The following is a 15,813-nucleotide window of genomic DNA, read 5'->3' as shown; positions in this document are numbered from 1 at the left end:
AAAAAATAATTAACTAAGTAAAAATTTTTATATAATTCCTAATAAGTCTTTTACTTTTTTCTTGTAAGTTTCACCAATTGGCAGTCTTTGCTTGCCAATAACAATTTTACCTTTTTCAAGATAATCAATACAATTAAAGTTTACAATAAACGACCTATGAATACGTAAAAAATGCTCTTCAGGTAATAATATTTCCATATTTTTCATTCTCTCAAGCGTTATAACTTTTCCAGATGTAGAAAAAAAGATTAAATAATCACCTAAAGCTTCAATATACAGTATAGAAGAAAGATCCATTTTATGAAGTCTGTGTTCTGTTTTTAACATTAGATGACCTGAACAAATATTTGAATCAGTACGAATTCTTTCTTTAGCCTTGTCTACCGCTATAAGAAAACGGTCAAAAGTAATTGGTTTAAGCAAATAATCAATTACATCATGATTAAAACCGTCTAAAGCATACTCTGAATAAGCAGAAGTTATAATTATCTTTGTTGGCAACTGCTTTTCTTTTATGAATTCCATTATTTCTATTCCTTTAATTTCCGGCATTTGAATATCAAGAAAAAGAAGATAAGCATTTCCATCCGAAATAATTTTTATTACTTCAGCTGGTGTTGTGGTCTTTAAAACAAGTATAAGATTTGAATTACCAGCTATATAAGATGCTAGCAAACGTATTGCAGGGTGTTCATCATCAAGAACAATGCATTTTATAAGTCTACTATTTATCATTTTTAATCATCATTTTTACAACAAACCATTCATCTTTTCTTTCAGTTATTAATGTATGCTTATTTGGATAAATCAAATCAAGCCTTTTTTTTACATTTTCTATTCCAATTCCTCCTGTTTCATCTTTATTTTTTATTGCTATCAGGTTTGAACATTCAAAAGACAATTGTTTACTATCGCTTTGCAACATTATTTTTAACCATACCTCTGTTGATTTCACCATTCCATGTTTAAATGCATTTTCAATAAAAGGGACCAATATTAAAGGAGGCAGTAAAAATTGTTCATTCTTCATGTCTATTTTAAAATCAACAGCAAAAGGGTCTTCAAATCGCAGCTGCTGTAAGTAAATAAACTTGTTTAAATATTCAACTTCTTTCTCCAATGCAATTTCTTCTTCTGCACTATACAACATATATCGCAACAAGTCTGCAAGATTTGCAATTGCAGGAAGCGCATGGCTATTGTTTTCATGAACAAGTGAATAGATATTGTTCAGGTTATTAAACAAAAAATGAGGATTGATCTGCGAACGTAAGAATGATAATTCCGTTTGTCTGCTCTGTAACTGTAATCTCATGTTCTGTATATCGCGAAACTGTGAATATTGTATGAAATAAAATACGGCCCCGAATGCAATATTAATAACTGCAGTAAACGAAATAAGGTGAAAATGGTTGCGAATTCTTAAAACTGAATTTTCTGCAAACGATGTCCAAAAGAAGCTAAGGAAAAAAAAAGAAACAGAAAGTAATAGTAAGAAGAAAAAAATAGCCCATATTTTCTTTAGAGGATAGAATTGGTACAAAATTAAGTATGAACCATACGATAAAGCATAATACAGCAGCATATCAACCAAAAAACGAATCCAGGTTTTTAAAGATTGGCTTCCAACTGGAAAGCTAAAATGACCATGAACAAGATCTGGTAACTGACGCATTCCAAACGACAGCATATAAAAAGCAAAAAATGCAAGGATAAATAAAAAAAATCTTATTTTCATAACACAAATTTATACTATTATGAGCTCCATTTTTTGATTTTATAAACCTGTCTATCGATGTTTTTTCCGTGTTCAACGAAAAATAAAAAACAATGCTGCTTTAAAATGTTTCTTTGATACTTAATCAATTAAACAAAAATATGAAAACTATTATTATTTATTTCATGGTTGCCTTAGCTTCTCTTATTATGAATTGTTATGGGCAAAGTAAAACTGATAATTTCAAAAACTATTTTGATTTAATATCAAGTCAGCACAACGGAAACATTCTTGTTTCGCAAAACGGAAAAACTATTGCGCAACTTTCTTCTGGATATTCCAATATTCCCAAAAAGCAAACCTGCAATATAAATTCTAGTTTTAATTTAGCATCAATTTCAAAAGTAATTACATCAACCGCAGTTTTACAACTTAGAGACAAAGGAAAATTCAAGCTCGATGATCCTTTAACGAACTATCTTAAAGAATTTCCTTTTAAAGATGTTACAATCAGACATCTCTTAACCCATACATCTGGTTTACCTGACTTAGAGTTGTTTGAAGAATTGGTTAAACATTTTCCAGACACAATTATAACTAATCGGAATATAATCCCTGAACTTCAAAAATGGAAACATGGACTATACTTCAAGCCTGGTGATGAATTCAGGTATTGTAATACAGAATACAACTTATTGGCGCTTCTTATTGAAAAAACTAGTGGTCTCAAATTCAATACTTATCTAGAGAAAAATATATTCCGTAAAGCTGGAATGCATCATACTTATTTAAGTATTTATCCTGATTTTGATTCAAAAGACAAACTAGCAGTAATACCGCATGGCAAGGAGCATCCAGGTTATGATAGCACTTATACTGCAGCAGATTCTATACCAAGATATAAATATCTAAATTACAATAACAAAGGTACTGTTGGACAAGGCGGTGTAATGTCAACAACTACAGATCTTTTACTATTCGATCGTGCATTTTTTAATGGCAAATTATTAAAAATGACCTCTTTACAAGAAGCATTGACGCCGTTAACACTCAACAACGGAAGCACTTATTATCAAGATAGAATGGACACTCTTGACGGTGAAGGAAAAATGACATACGGATTGGGTTGGGAAATTTTTGAACAACCCGATTATGGAAAATCAGTAGGACATGGAGGCTATAAAATTGGTCTCGCTACATTTTATTGGCACAATATTGCTAAAGATCAGGTTCTCATTGGTTTTGATAATACTGCTAGCAGTGAATTTGGTCGGTTTCTAACATCTTCTATAGCAATTCTAAACGATAAATCACCATTAGCCATACGCACCTCAAAATCACTTGTCACATTATATGGAACTGCTTTAGTTAATAGGGGAATCGATTATGCTGCTTCAGTTTTAAATTCAAATAAGAGCAAAGAAACATACTATTTAAGTGAATGGGAAATGAATGAATTGGGATATAACCTTTATTATATGTCAAAATTTAAAGGTCATGAAGAACTAGCACTTGAAACTTTTAAGCTTGCAACTTTATTATTTCAAGACAGTTTTAATACGTACGACAGTTATGCACAATTGCTTATGGAGTCAGGTAAAAATGAAGAAGCTGTCATGATGTACTCAAAATCGATTATTATGAATCCAGACAATGAGCAAGGAAAACAAAAACTTGCACAATTGCTTAATGAAAAATAAATTATACATTTCGTTGAATCATAAAATTAAAAACTCTAAATCATTGATTTAGAGTTTTTTTTCATTCTTTAATCAGGCGAAAAAGGTTTTCCTTTTTAGGTCCTATTGCATTAAACAATCCTATCAATAGCATTCGAACAAATCAAGTTTCAATAGAGCGCAAAATCATTGGCAAAAGTCTAACAATAAATTGTTATATTTAATCACTTTAATTATTTCGGTACATGAAATTAATACAGTGTATTTTAAAAAGTAGTTTAAAAATAACTCATTTTGCACTTTTAATGAGTTTTATCAATTTTGTATTCTTTCATTATCCTTTCTTCAAATTTGTAGTTAATAACCTTGATTATAGTAGCTTTAACGGAATAATCATTATCATCAGTTTAGTTATTGCTATGCTTGTAGCAAACTTTTTTGCTTTTTACTTGATCTTGTTTTTATCACGCTATTTTGGAAAATTTCTGCTAGTACTCTTTTTCAATATTAATGCATTGGCTATTTACTTTATTAATACGTACAGCATTATAATTGACGAAAGTATGGTGGGTAATATTCTCAATACTAATTATGGTGAGTCCAGCAGTTTTTTCTCTTTTAGATTAATCGTTTATATCATTTTTCTAGGCATTTTGCCTAGTATTTATATTATCAAAACTAAAATTATAAGTGTATCGCTAAAGAAGTTTTTAACGACTTTTTCGCTTACGCTTTTGTTTCTTATTGTTTTAATATTTGTAAATGCTGGAAACTGGCTGTGGATTGATAAAAATTCAAAAACTTTAGGAGGACTTGCAATGCCTTGGTCCTATTCCGTAAATACTTCGCTTTTTTATATTCACAAATACAAAAAAAACGAGAAAGAAATTCTGCTTCCCAAAGCTGTCATTAAAGACAACAAAAAGTCTGTTGTTGTTTTGGTAATTGGCGAATCAGCAAGAAGCCAAAATTTCTCTTTGTATGGCTACAAAAAAAATACAAATCCCTATCTTTCAAAAACAGACAACCTTTACCATTTCAACGCTATAGCCTCCGCAACTTATACTACAGGAGGAGTAAAATCGATTTTAGATTATAAAAAAACAGATGCTTTGTATGAAATTCTGCCCAATTATTTGTATCGAAATCATGTAGAAGTTATCTGGAGAACGTCCAACTGGGGAGAGCCTCCTGTTCATATCAAAAATTATCAAAAAAAAGATGCTTTGCTGCCATATTGCAAAGGTGAACAATGCAATTATGACGAAATTCTTTTGACCAGATTAAAAGAACAGATATTGTCTAGCAAGAAAAATAAAATATTGATAATCTTGCACACGAGCACCAGTCACGGACCGACATATAGCAAAAAATATCTTCCAAAATTTGAAGTGTTCAAACCGGTTTGCAATAGTGTAGAATTAGGAAATTGTTCTCAAACTGAATTAATAAATGCCTATGACAATACAATCGTATATACAGATTACATTTTACACAACATTATTGAAGACTTAAAGCAATTAAAAAACTACAACAGTGCAATGATTTTTGTCTCAGATCACGGAGAATCCTTAGGTGAGAAAAACCTCTATATGCATGGTTTACCATTAAGTATTGCTCCCAAAGAGCAGTATGAAATTCCTTTTATTGTCTGGGTATCTGACCCAAAAAAACAAATTAAACCGAATAAAGTAGTATCTCAGAATTATGTATTTCATAGTGTTTTAAAATTTTTAAATATTGAAAGTCCGATTTATAATGAAGATCTGAATATTTTTAAATAGATATATGTCTTTTCCTTTTGAAAAGTTTTTTATCTAATTGATTTACAATCTAGTTTTAGTTTTCTTTAAAACTAGAAATCAACTACTTATAATTTATTCCTCATACTACTTTTACGTTTTGCTAAAATTTTCAGCTAAAAACAGAAAATTTAACGTAAGCTGGATTTTTGTGTACGTAAAAACGCACTTAATTACCCCTCATACATCTGAATATTAATCAATTTTACATAGTTTTTATTTTCCGATCAATTGATTTTGATTGAGAGAAAAATTCTCAGTTTCAATATCAAATGATATAACCACTATCAATTATTTACTAACTATTTATTCACTAACCTTAACACTTTAAAAAATGAAGAAAATCTTAAAATTAACTAGTTTACTGTTTATTACAGTATTAGTATTTAATTCCTGTGAAAAAGAGCAAGACTTAAATACGCAGCAGGAATCTACAACAAAAGATGAGCTGAAAATCGTTGATAACGACATCTCGGCTAAAACCTTAGCTACGGAAGGAATTGCCGCATTAGCTGCTGGTAGTGCTGGCGCAAGAACTATCACATTACAAACCAATACATTATCGTGTCCTGGAGGTCTGTGCACATCGTATGGAGTTTGGTCAACAGGACTTTACACTGTTTGGTTTACAATGAAATTTAATTCAGGGTTTTATTGGAGTCGAGGTGGCAAATGCGGATATGGTATCCTAATTGGCGACCAGAATACGGGTGGCGATCCAGGTTGGGACGGAAATGGCGGTAGCGCCAGATTTATGTGGTATTGCCCAAATGGGTCAAATACTGCTAAAGGAAGCGGAGCTTATCTTCAGCCTTATGTTTATTATAAAGATCAGCCTGGACAATATGGTAATGACTTTGGAAAAAAATATTATATTCAAGAAGGAGTTACATACAACTGTCAAATATCTGTTAAGCTCAATACCGGATCAAATACCGACGGATACGTAAAATATTATGTAAATGGCACAGAGATATTGAATCAAAAAATACGTTGGGTAACAAACGATTCTAAGCGAAATGTAAATGCAGTAAGTCTTCACACTTTCCGTGGCGGTAGTCAAGATTATTGGACGGCTCCTGTAACAAGTTCTATTTATTATCCAAGTGCATCTTGGGATGCTTTGTAATTTATAAACTTTAAATAAAATTGATCAAAAAAATAAAAACCAAAACTTCGATGCTGTTTATTAAAAGAACAGCATTGAAGTTAATAGTGAATTAAAGTTTCGCGGATATTAATTTTCATGTTTTTCCAACTCCTTTTTAAAACAAATGCTACTTTCTATTCCTGCATATTGTCCATAGTTTTCAATAATGATGTAATCACTTTTAGCATACAATGCTACTGCTTCTACCTGCACATTACTGGTTTCTAAAACAGTCGATACATAATTTAATTCCGAAGCCCATTTTTCAAGCTCCTTTAAAATTTTATGTGCGATTCCTCTTCCTCTATACTCTTCCAATACAAACATGCGTTTTACTTCTGCAGATTCGCTATCAAATTGTTTTATCGCACCACAACCCACTGCTGTACCATTAATATAAGCAATAACAACATGCTTAATCGCATCGACCTTATTAAATTGATTGAAGTATTCTTGCATGTCACCATTTCGGCTTGCTAAGTTCTCGTCTAGTTTTACAATTAAATTTGAAAAATCTGCATTTTGAGAAGTTGTTCTTACGAGTTCAAGATTTTCTGTATATCCGTATATTTTCATATCAATTAAGTCTTGTTCTCTCTTTCTATAATCTTTCTTCAAAAGTCCTTCATATACAAATCCAGAACTTTCGGCGACTTTAATACTGGCTGTGTTTTCTTCAGCGATTTTCATAAAAAGTCTATTAAACTTCTTATTTGCAAAACACCAATTTTTGAATGCCGTTAATGCTTCAGAGGCGTAATTATTACCGTTATGTTTCTTGAAAATAAAATAGGCAAGTTCGCCTTTAGGAATTCTCCAATCAATTTCTCTAATAGATATATGACCAATAAACTCATGATTTTCTTTTGAAAATATACCGCAAGCATAGCTTTTATTTTCCTGCCATTCTAGATCTTTCTGCTCCAGATATTTTTTTGTTGACTCCACGCTATCATTGATTTTTATCATGTTAGCAAAGTAATCATACAAATATTCACGATTATCAGTTATACCCTTAAAAAAGCATTCTGAGTCTTCGAGTTTATAAGGTCTTATTACAAGGTTCTTGGTCGTTATCATTTTGCAGTAGTTTGTAGTTGTATTTTTCGAGGAATAAAACTAGATAAAAAACTTATGCGTAAAAATGCTATTTTTTTATTAGTTAATGCGTTTTCTGCATTACAATTGTTTGTTTAATTAGAAAATGAATTTATGCATGATTTATAGAAAGTTGAATTTTCATGTTTTTATTATTTAGCATCCACCGTCTTTTATCCCACAATTCTTGAACTGTGTGTTAAGAAAACTATTTTTTTTCATAAAAAATAATAATGCTAAAAAGTAGTTATAACTACTAATAAACAAGCCTTTACATATTTTAATCAAAATATGCAACATTAAATATTCCTCAACAAATGTTAAATATCAGGAAATTCAGTGTTTACTTGAATTAATTTTGTTAAATTTGTTAAGACACTACAGGAAATAGACTTCTGAATATTTTTAATTGTTAAAATTATCCAAGTCGATTCTCGAAGATCAAAATCAGCTGTTTTGAATAATTCTTCGTTCCAAAGGTGTCAAAAAATGTATAATAATTTAATAGCCCCCAAGACTATGAAAAAAATTACTCTACTAATTTGTTTACTGCTGACAGCTGCCGGCGTAAACGCGCAACAAGAAAAAGGAATTATTGGATACACTAACTGGTTAGACAACTGGACAGAATTCAAACCTCAAAAAGCTGATTCGAAAGAACCGAATCAAATTTTAGCTGGAAACATCAAGGAAAACACAAAACTTTTGAAAAGAAATGTATACGTTCTTCAAGGAAATGTATATGTAACTAATAATGCTGTTCTAACTATTGAACCTGGTACAGTAATTATTGGAGATGCTGAATCAAAAGGGACACTAGTTATTACAAAAGGAGCTCAGATTATAGCACAAGGTCTAGAAACAGATCCTATTGTATTTACTTCAAATCGCAGCATGAAAAAAGCTGGCGACTGGGGAGGTGTAGTAGTTCTTGGAGATGCTCCTATCAATAAATTTGGAAGCGTTGGTTCTTACAACATGGATCTTGATCCTGCTCTTACTGTATACGGAGGAAATAATGCGGCAGGAAATTCAGGAATTTTAAAATTTGTTAGAATTGAATTTGCTGGTAAAAAAGTAAAAGGTGCAGACACTTTTAACGGATTAACTATTGCAGGAGTTGGAAACAAAACAATTTTAGAGAATGTAATGGTAAGCTACTCTGGTGGTGATTCATTTGCTTTCTACGGTGGAGATGTTAATGCTTCTCAATTGGTTTCATACAAATCAATTAACGATGACTTTAAATTCACTCAAGGCGTACAATGTCGTTTATATAACTCTTTAGCTGTTAGATCTTCTTACTTATCAAGTAATAAAGATGGTTCTAGATGTTTAGAGGTTAAATCATTCGAAAAGAAAAGTGATACTGACTTTACTAAAAAATCTACTTTAGTTGCAGCTACAAATATTACTATGCTAAATGATAGTGAAAACATTAAAGCTGACATGCAAGCTGGTTTAGTAAAAGAAGCTATTTATGTTGCAGAAAGCGCTTCTTTAGAATTAAAAAGAAGTGTAGTTTCAGGTTTTAATCCTGCTGTATTAATAGACAGTCAAACTGAAATCAATTCAGAAAATTTAAAGAAAATTAAATTTGAAGAAATGTTTTTCAACCAATGCAGCGGTAACATTTTTACAGAAAATAAAACCGACAATTCAGATTTAGAAAACTGGTATGGAAACAGTGTTTTCTTCAATGTTTATTCAAATACTGATAACAAAGAAACTTTTGTTGACGTTTACAATCAAAGAAGACCTGACTTCAGACTTCAATTAGGAAAAATCACTGCTTCTAGCGGTAAATAATAAAAGTCTTTTTATAGAGACAATAAAAAGGAAACAGATACTAACTGTTTCCTTTTTTTATTTCCAAATTTCAGATTTAAAAAGATAAAAAACTATAAAGTTTAAACTTCTGTAATTTAAATACAACCTTCCGTAATCTACAAACTTACAACCATCCCCTTTCTTTCGAAATTTGTATTTCAAATAAAACTATTAAAAATGAAACAAATTAAATTAGGAAATCAAGGATTAATCATTCCTCCAATTGGCTTGGGATGTATGGGAATGACAGGTTTTGAAGAAGCAAATATGTATGGAGAAGCAGATGAAAAGGAAGCAATCTATACAATTCATCGCTCGCTTGAAATGGGAGGCAATTTTCTGGACACAGCAGATTTATATGGTCCTTTAAAAAACGAACAGCTAATAGCTAAAGCTATTGGAAATGAACGCGACAAATATATTTTAGCTACAAAATTTGGCTGGGAAATCGACGACAGCGGAAAAGTAACTTGGGCTATCAATGGAAGCAAAAAGTATATTAAAAAAGCTGTTGAACGTTCTCTTAAAAATTTGAATACGGATTATATTGATCTTTATTATATGCATCGTCTGGATAAAAATACTCCGATAGAAGAAACAGTTGATACTATGAGCGATCTTGTTAAGGAAGGAAAAGTGAAATATATTGGATTATCTGAAGTATCTTCTGAAACGATAAAAAAAGCCCATAATATTCATCCTATAACAGCTATTCAAAGTGAGTATTCTTTGTTTGAAAGAACTGTAGAAGAAAGAGGCATATTAAAAACGCTGAAAGAACTTGAAATCGGTTTTGTTGCTTATTCTCCTTTAGGGCGCGGTTTTTTATCAGGTCAAATCCGTTCAATTGATGATCTTCCCGAAAATGATTTCCGCAGAGGTATTCCACGCTTTCAAGAAAATTATTTCCATAAAAATATTGAGCTTGTAAAAGCGGTTGAAAAAATGGCTGAAGAGAAAAACGCAACCTCATCTCAGCTGGCTCTCGCGTGGATTATGAGTAAAGGAATTATTCCTATTCCAGGAACTAAACGCAGAAAATATCTTGAACAAAATATAGCTTCTGCGAATATCGAATTGAGTTCGAATGATATTCTAAAACTAGAAAGTATTGTACCTTTGGGAACAGATACTGGCGCTCCGTATGATGAATTTAGCATGGGACTTCTGGACTAAACTTTAAAAAACACTGTTATGAACACTATTGCATCTGTATCAGCTTTTCATCGTTTGCTTTCTCTTCCAGAACCTAAACATCCGATGGTAAGCGTTATAAATTTATCCGAAAGTATTTTTTTGGAAGATGAAATCTGGAAAGGATTCGTCAATAAATTTTACTGCGTTGCTTTAAAAAGAGATGTTAAAGGAAAAATTAGATACGGCCAAGGGCATTATGATTATGACAAAGGCGTTTTAAGTTTTACTGCACCTAATCAGGTGCAGTATTTGGATTTTCATCAAATGGAATGCGGAGCAGGTTACTTGCTAATATTTCATGAAGATTTTATTTTAAAACACCCACTAGCGCAAAGAATATTTGATTTTGGTTTTTTCTCGTACGCTGCAAATGAAGCACTCCATTTATCATCACAGGAAGAAAAATATCTAATTGAGATTATGGAGCGAATTGACAAAGAATGCCAGCATATTGATCGTCATACGCAGGAAATCATATTATCACAGATTGATTTGTTATTAAACTATTCAAGCCGTTTCTATGAAAGACAGTTCATAACACGTAAAAACAATAGCCACACACTACTTGCAAAATTCGAAAAGTTTATCAATGATTATTATGCTGATAGCGCTGCAGAAAAAGGCCTTTTAACTGTTGGACTAATTGCAGAAGCTATGAATCTTTCACCAAATTACCTCAGTGATTTTCTGAAAATACATACGGGCAGAAATACCAAACAGCATATCTATGAAAAACTAATCAATAAAGCCAAAGAAAAACTATCAGCAACTGAACTTTCTGTAAGCGAAATTGCTTATGATCTTGGTTTTGAACATCCTCAATCATTTAGTACATTGTTTAAAAAAAGAACGCAAATGGCTCCTTTAGAATTTCGTGAAAAAATCAGGAATAATTGATATTGTAACTGATAAATATATCATTCTTTAAATCAACAGCTTAATACTTCATTTTATAAATTTCAGTTAAAATTTGGTCTAAAACTTATTTTTTATTTATTTTTGTACCAATCATTACAAAATTAAAAATGCGAGGAAGACCAACCATCTACGAAGATTCAAATATTATAAAAAAAGCTCAGGAAGTTTTTTGGCAGAAAGGTTACAGCGCAACCTCATTAAGCGATTTACAAAAAGCTACTGGCGCAGGCGCTGGAAGTTTTTACAACACTTTTAAAGGTGGCAAAAAAGAAGTTTTCCAGAAAGCGGTTCAAGAACGCAGACTGGCATTTGATAATTTTAAAAATGAACTTACTAAAAGTGATTCGCCATTAGAATTAATTAAAGATTTTTTTAGAAGTATTGCGCAGGCAGATGCAAACGAGCATTTAAAAGGTTGCATCATTGCCAATACTGTCGTTGAAATGACTTTTATTGATGAAGATCTTGAAAATAGTGCTGTACAAATTTTGAAGGAAGTGGAGCAAATGTTCACTGAAGTTATAAAAGAGGAACAGCTAAAAGGAAATATAAAAACACAGACTTCTCCCGAAATTTTAGGGAAATACCTCATCACATTTTGGTGCGGACTCAATACATTACGAAGAATGTATCCTGATAAAAATGTCTTAAAAGATCAAATCGAAATGCAATTAGCTGTTATCAGCTAATTTTTTTGATTATTTATGTATCGATCATTACAAAAATAAATATAATAAAAAATGGATTTAAAATTAGAAGGAAAAAAAGCTTTTATAAGCGGTTCAACACAGGGAATTGGTTTTGCTATTGCACAACAATTATTGGCTGAAAAAGCAGAAGTTGTTATTAATGGAAGAAATGAAGAAAAAACAAAAACGGCAGTTCAAAAATTACAAGCTGAATTCCCAAACGCCAAAGTTTCCGGAATTAATGCTGATTTTGGAAAGAAAGATGAAATAGATGCGTTGCTAAATAAATTAACTAACATTGATATTTTGATTAATAATGTTGGAGTTTTTGATTTGAAAAACTTTGAAGATTTAACAGATGAAGATTGGTACAAAATTTTTGAAATCAATGTCATGAGTTCGATCCGACTTTCGAAGAAACTTTTGCCAAAAATGCTAGAGAAAAAAACAGGACGAATCATTTTTATAAGCAGTGAATCAGGAGTAAACATTCCAGGAAATATGATTCATTACGGAATGACTAAAGCCGCGATGACAGCTGTAAGCAATGGCTTATCTAAACTAACAATTGGAACTGAAGTTACTGTAAATACAATCTTAGGCGGGCCAACGTATTCTGATGGTGTCGCATCTGCAATCGAACAGATTGCTGCAATGCAAAATTTAGAAGTTGAACAAATGAAAAGCATAATTGTACAACAAACAAATCCGCATTCTTTGTTACAGCGTTTTATCGAACCATCTGAGATTGCTTCATTGGTAGCTTATCTTTCAAGTCCTCTTTCTTTAGCTACAAATGGAGCTTCATTAAGAGCAGACGGAGGTGTTTTAAAAACTATTTAATACAATTTAAAAAGCCAGAAATAATTTCTGGCTTTTTAAAACTTTTGTAATAAGTCAAAACTTATTCTTTTTGATCCACGAAAACATATAGTTTCTGTACTTTTCCATTTTCAATTACAAACAAGTCCATTCCACTTACGACAGAAGGTTTTTCTTTTGAACCAAACTGCCAGTACAATCGAACTATATTATGACTGGTTTCAACTGATTTTGGAGTAAACTTAAAATCAGGATTTTTAGTCTGTAATTCTACAATAAACTTACTAATATCCTCAATTCCTTCAGCAATAAAATGACGATCAACCATTTCAACATTAGACGCATAAACTTGATTTAATAAAGCTTTACGTTTTGTTTCATCTTTTTCATTCCAAATTTTAAGATGATTTTCAACTATTAAAGTATTCTTTTTAGCATCTAAATCATCAGCAGAAACTTTTTTAGCTTCTGTATTTTTTGGAGACCATAATATTGTTTTTGGATGTGCTTTTTCATATCCTTTTCCGTTTGGATAAGAAACCAATTCCATTTTAGAACCCCAAGGTGTTTCAAAATAAACCCATGATTCACCCGCTGTATCTCCAGAAGGCATTGTAAAAGGTTCTCCTATTATTTTGACATCTTTACTTTTCAAATATTTTACCGCTGCATGAATATCATTCACATAAAAAGCAATATGTGATGCTCCAATATCATCGGTATTTGGATGTGTTTTACTTCCTTTATTGTCTGCATATTCAAATACTTCTATACTTGCTCCGTTTCCTGCGTTTATCATTTTGATAGTAACGGCTCCTGTTTCAGGATTAATATGATTTAATTTTTTCCATTCGGCGTCAAGCGGAATTGGCCCTAATTGTGTTACTGGTGTAAAACCGAGTACATCATTAAAAAATGTAACTGCTTTTTTTAGATCTGGAACATTAATTCCAACATGATCGATTCCAACAATTCCCGCGCTAGTTTGTGCGACTGTTTTTTCTGAAGCTGAAAAGAGTATTAATACGTTAAGCATTGCTGCTGCTGAAGTCTGTAATTTTTTGTTTGATTTTTTATGAGTTGTTTTCATGATTATATAAATGTTTAATAGATTCTTTAACACATAGAAACATAGATTTTGTAAACTTAAAAAAGGCGTTTTACTAGTTTAAATGCACATAGCGCACTATGTGGAAGAAAAATTTTTCTCTTTGCCTTCTTTTTTTAGATAAAGTACCTATGTTTCTATGTGTTAAAACTTAAATTTTGTTCAATTACGAATGTGTTTAAAAAAGAAAATTAATTTGTGTAAGCAGCTACCCATTTTGCTTTAATGTTAGCACGCGCTTCAATAAATTCCTTATCAGTTCCTTGAGCAATGGCGTCAAGCGGAAAACGAAGTGGTCTCTCCCCTTTCTTCATACTTACCAATTCCAAAATACCATCAGCAATAGTTTGCGGATTCATATCAAACTGAGCCATTTTCCCGAATAATGCTGTTCCTAATGCATTGAATTTTTCTGTTGCTGATTCTCCATATTCTCCTATAATTTCTGCTTTATCAGCATGAATGCCTGCCTTAGATCCGTTGTTCATTTCTGTTGGATAAACTCCCGGCTGAATACTTACGTTTTCAATTCCGTAATCTGCAAGTTCATCTTGCAATCCTTCTGTAAAACTTTCAACTACTAATTTTGATGCGATGTATGGAACCATAAAAGGAAGTGTGTGTCCGCTTGCTCCTGTTGTAATGTTGATCACAAGTCCGTTTCTTTCTTTTCTCATAGAAGGAAGTACTGCTTGGTACATACGCAATACACTGTATACGTTAACGTCGAACATTTTACGAACTTGATCAATCGAATAACCTTCAAGAAGACCAAAACCGCTTACGGCTGCATTGTTAATCAATACATCAATTTTTCCGTATTTAGTGATTACTTTTTCGATTGCTTTATTAACTGATGCATCATCTGTAACATCGATATCTACTACTTCAATATTTTCTATTTCTCCAAGTTCTTTCGCTGCTGCGGCATTTTTATCATTTGTGTTGCGCATTCCTGCGATTACTGAATGGCCTGCGTTAGCTAATGTTACAGCTGTTAGTTTTCCAAAGCCTGTACTTGTTCCTGTAATGAAAATTGTTTTTGACATGATTTCTAAATTTTAAATGTTTATAATGTTTGTTTCTTTTGAACATTACAAAGTTGCGACGAATGCAAAACCTGTACATTGATTATAAATAAGTAAAAACTTGATATAGATCAAGAGTTTGAAGAAGGCATAAAAAAAGGAGCTTTAAAAGCTCCTAGTATATTTATTTCTTTGCCGTTTGTTTTCGAATACGGCTTAGTGTTTCTGGTGTCATGCCTAAATATGAGGCAATCATAGTCTGAGGAATTCGAGAAGCAAATCCTGGATATTTATTTACAAAGTTCAAATACTTTTCTTCTGCGGTTAAAGTTAATGAAGCTTGTATTCTATTTTGTGCGGCTATAAAACTTCTTTGCAAAATAGTATTAACCATATTATTGAAAGCTGGAATTTCTTTGCAAAGCAATTCAAAATTTTCATGGGTAAAAAGTACAAGCTCTGTATCTTCAATAGCATCGATATTAAAACGCGACGGTTGTTGCATCATCAAGCTTTCCCGATCTCCCGTCCACCAATTTTCAATACTGAAACTGTTTACATGCTCACTTCCCTTTTCATCAACAGTATAAGTGCGAACACAACCTTGTGTGATAAAAGCATCGTATTTCCAAACATCTCCTTCTTGAAGAAGATATTGTCTTTTACGAAGTTTTTTAATAATGGCAAATGATTGTATACGTTCTGATTCTGCTTGGGTCAGTTCCGTTTTTTCTTCTAGATACTTTTGGAATATTTCATACATAGAATGTAAAAT

General features: G+C 31.7%; 14 protein-coding genes. 8 read left to right on the top strand and 6 right to left on the bottom strand.

The genetic code is table 11. From position 1 onward, the window contains the following. Nucleotides 1-27 precede the first annotated feature (27 nt). Nucleotides 28-735 (bottom strand): LytR/AlgR family response regulator transcription factor, encoded by a 708-nt coding sequence (locus V6624_RS15030; RefSeq protein ID WP_111290753.1) that lies wholly within the window; start codon nucleotides 733-735, stop codon nucleotides 28-30. Next, a complete protein-coding gene (locus V6624_RS15025) occupies nucleotides 725-1,738 on the bottom strand; it encodes a sensor histidine kinase (RefSeq protein WP_111290751.1) in 1,014 nt (337 codons plus the stop codon). Before V6624_RS15025 ends, V6624_RS15030 begins: the two co-directional genes overlap by 11 nt. Nucleotides 1,739-1,878: 140 nt before the next feature. Here V6624_RS15025 and V6624_RS15020 point away from each other — a divergent pair, with 140 nt between their 5' ends. The 3 genes from V6624_RS15020 to V6624_RS15010 all read left to right on the top strand — a co-directional run bounded on the left by V6624_RS15020 (nucleotide 1,879) and on the right by V6624_RS15010 (nucleotide 6,327). Beyond that, entirely contained in the window at nucleotides 1,879-3,417 is a 1,539-nt protein-coding gene (locus tag V6624_RS15020) for a serine hydrolase domain-containing protein (RefSeq protein WP_338839140.1), read from the top strand. Between the two features lie 242 nt (nucleotides 3,418-3,659). Then, nucleotides 3,660-5,180: a phosphoethanolamine--lipid A transferase EptA gene (gene eptA / locus V6624_RS15015; protein ID WP_338841914.1), complete on the top strand. Its 1,521-nt coding sequence runs from the start codon at nucleotides 3,660-3,662 to the stop codon at nucleotides 5,178-5,180. 352 nt (nucleotides 5,181-5,532) lie between these two features. Then, the gene (locus V6624_RS15010) at nucleotides 5,533-6,327 is read left to right on the top strand and encodes a polysaccharide lyase (protein WP_338839139.1); all 795 of its coding nucleotides are present in this window, start codon (nucleotides 5,533-5,535) and stop codon (nucleotides 6,325-6,327) included. 108 nt (nucleotides 6,328-6,435) lie between these two features. On the opposite strand, the gene V6624_RS15005 is transcribed toward V6624_RS15010, so the two are convergent. After that, nucleotides 6,436-7,428, bottom strand: a complete 993-nt coding sequence (locus tag V6624_RS15005; protein ID WP_338839138.1) for a GNAT family N-acetyltransferase — start codon at nucleotides 7,426-7,428, stop codon at nucleotides 6,436-6,438. A gap of 537 nt (nucleotides 7,429-7,965) precedes the next feature. On the opposite strand from V6624_RS15005, the gene V6624_RS15000 reads away from it, so the two are divergent. The 5 genes from V6624_RS15000 (at nucleotide 7,966) to V6624_RS14980 (ending at nucleotide 12,923) form a co-directional block, all read left to right on the top strand. Beyond that, a complete protein-coding gene (locus tag V6624_RS15000; protein WP_338839137.1) occupies nucleotides 7,966-9,255 on the top strand; it encodes a hypothetical protein in 1,290 nt (429 codons plus the stop codon). Between the two features lie 198 nt (nucleotides 9,256-9,453). Further along, a complete protein-coding gene (locus V6624_RS14995) occupies nucleotides 9,454-10,452 on the top strand; it encodes an aldo/keto reductase (protein WP_338839136.1) in 999 nt (332 codons plus the stop codon). Between the two features lie 18 nt (nucleotides 10,453-10,470). Beyond that, a complete protein-coding gene (locus V6624_RS14990) occupies nucleotides 10,471-11,370 on the top strand; it encodes a helix-turn-helix domain-containing protein (protein WP_111290739.1) in 900 nt (299 codons plus the stop codon). A gap of 128 nt (nucleotides 11,371-11,498) precedes the next feature. Beyond that, nucleotides 11,499-12,080: a TetR/AcrR family transcriptional regulator gene (locus V6624_RS14985; protein ID WP_338839135.1), complete on the top strand. Its 582-nt coding sequence runs from the start codon at nucleotides 11,499-11,501 to the stop codon at nucleotides 12,078-12,080. A gap of 51 nt (nucleotides 12,081-12,131) precedes the next feature. Continuing rightward, on the top strand, nucleotides 12,132-12,923 hold the full coding sequence (locus V6624_RS14980; RefSeq protein WP_338839134.1) for an SDR family oxidoreductase: 792 nt from the start codon (nucleotides 12,132-12,134) through the stop codon (nucleotides 12,921-12,923). 61 nt (nucleotides 12,924-12,984) lie between these two features. Here the strand turns inward: V6624_RS14980 and V6624_RS14975 are convergent, their stop codons facing one another. The 3 genes from V6624_RS14975 to V6624_RS14965 form a co-directional block, all read right to left on the bottom strand. Next, nucleotides 12,985-13,992: a VOC family protein gene (locus V6624_RS14975; protein WP_338839133.1), complete on the bottom strand. Its 1,008-nt coding sequence runs from the start codon at nucleotides 13,990-13,992 to the stop codon at nucleotides 12,985-12,987. Between the two features lie 209 nt (nucleotides 13,993-14,201). Further along, nucleotides 14,202-15,059 (bottom strand): SDR family oxidoreductase, encoded by an 858-nt coding sequence (locus tag V6624_RS14970; protein ID WP_338839132.1) that lies wholly within the window; start codon nucleotides 15,057-15,059, stop codon nucleotides 14,202-14,204. 163 nt (nucleotides 15,060-15,222) lie between these two features. Continuing rightward, nucleotides 15,223-15,801: a Crp/Fnr family transcriptional regulator gene (locus V6624_RS14965; protein ID WP_263523264.1), complete on the bottom strand. Its 579-nt coding sequence runs from the start codon at nucleotides 15,799-15,801 to the stop codon at nucleotides 15,223-15,225. Between the last annotated feature and the right edge of the window lie 12 nt (nucleotides 15,802-15,813).

The organism is Flavobacterium ginsenosidimutans (genome assembly GCF_037478105.1).
GTDB lineage: Bacteria > Bacteroidota > Bacteroidia > Flavobacteriales > Flavobacteriaceae > Flavobacterium > Flavobacterium ginsenosidimutans.
The sequence above is the reverse complement of the archived record's forward strand: the minus strand, read 5'-3'. Positions and strand labels throughout refer to the sequence as shown.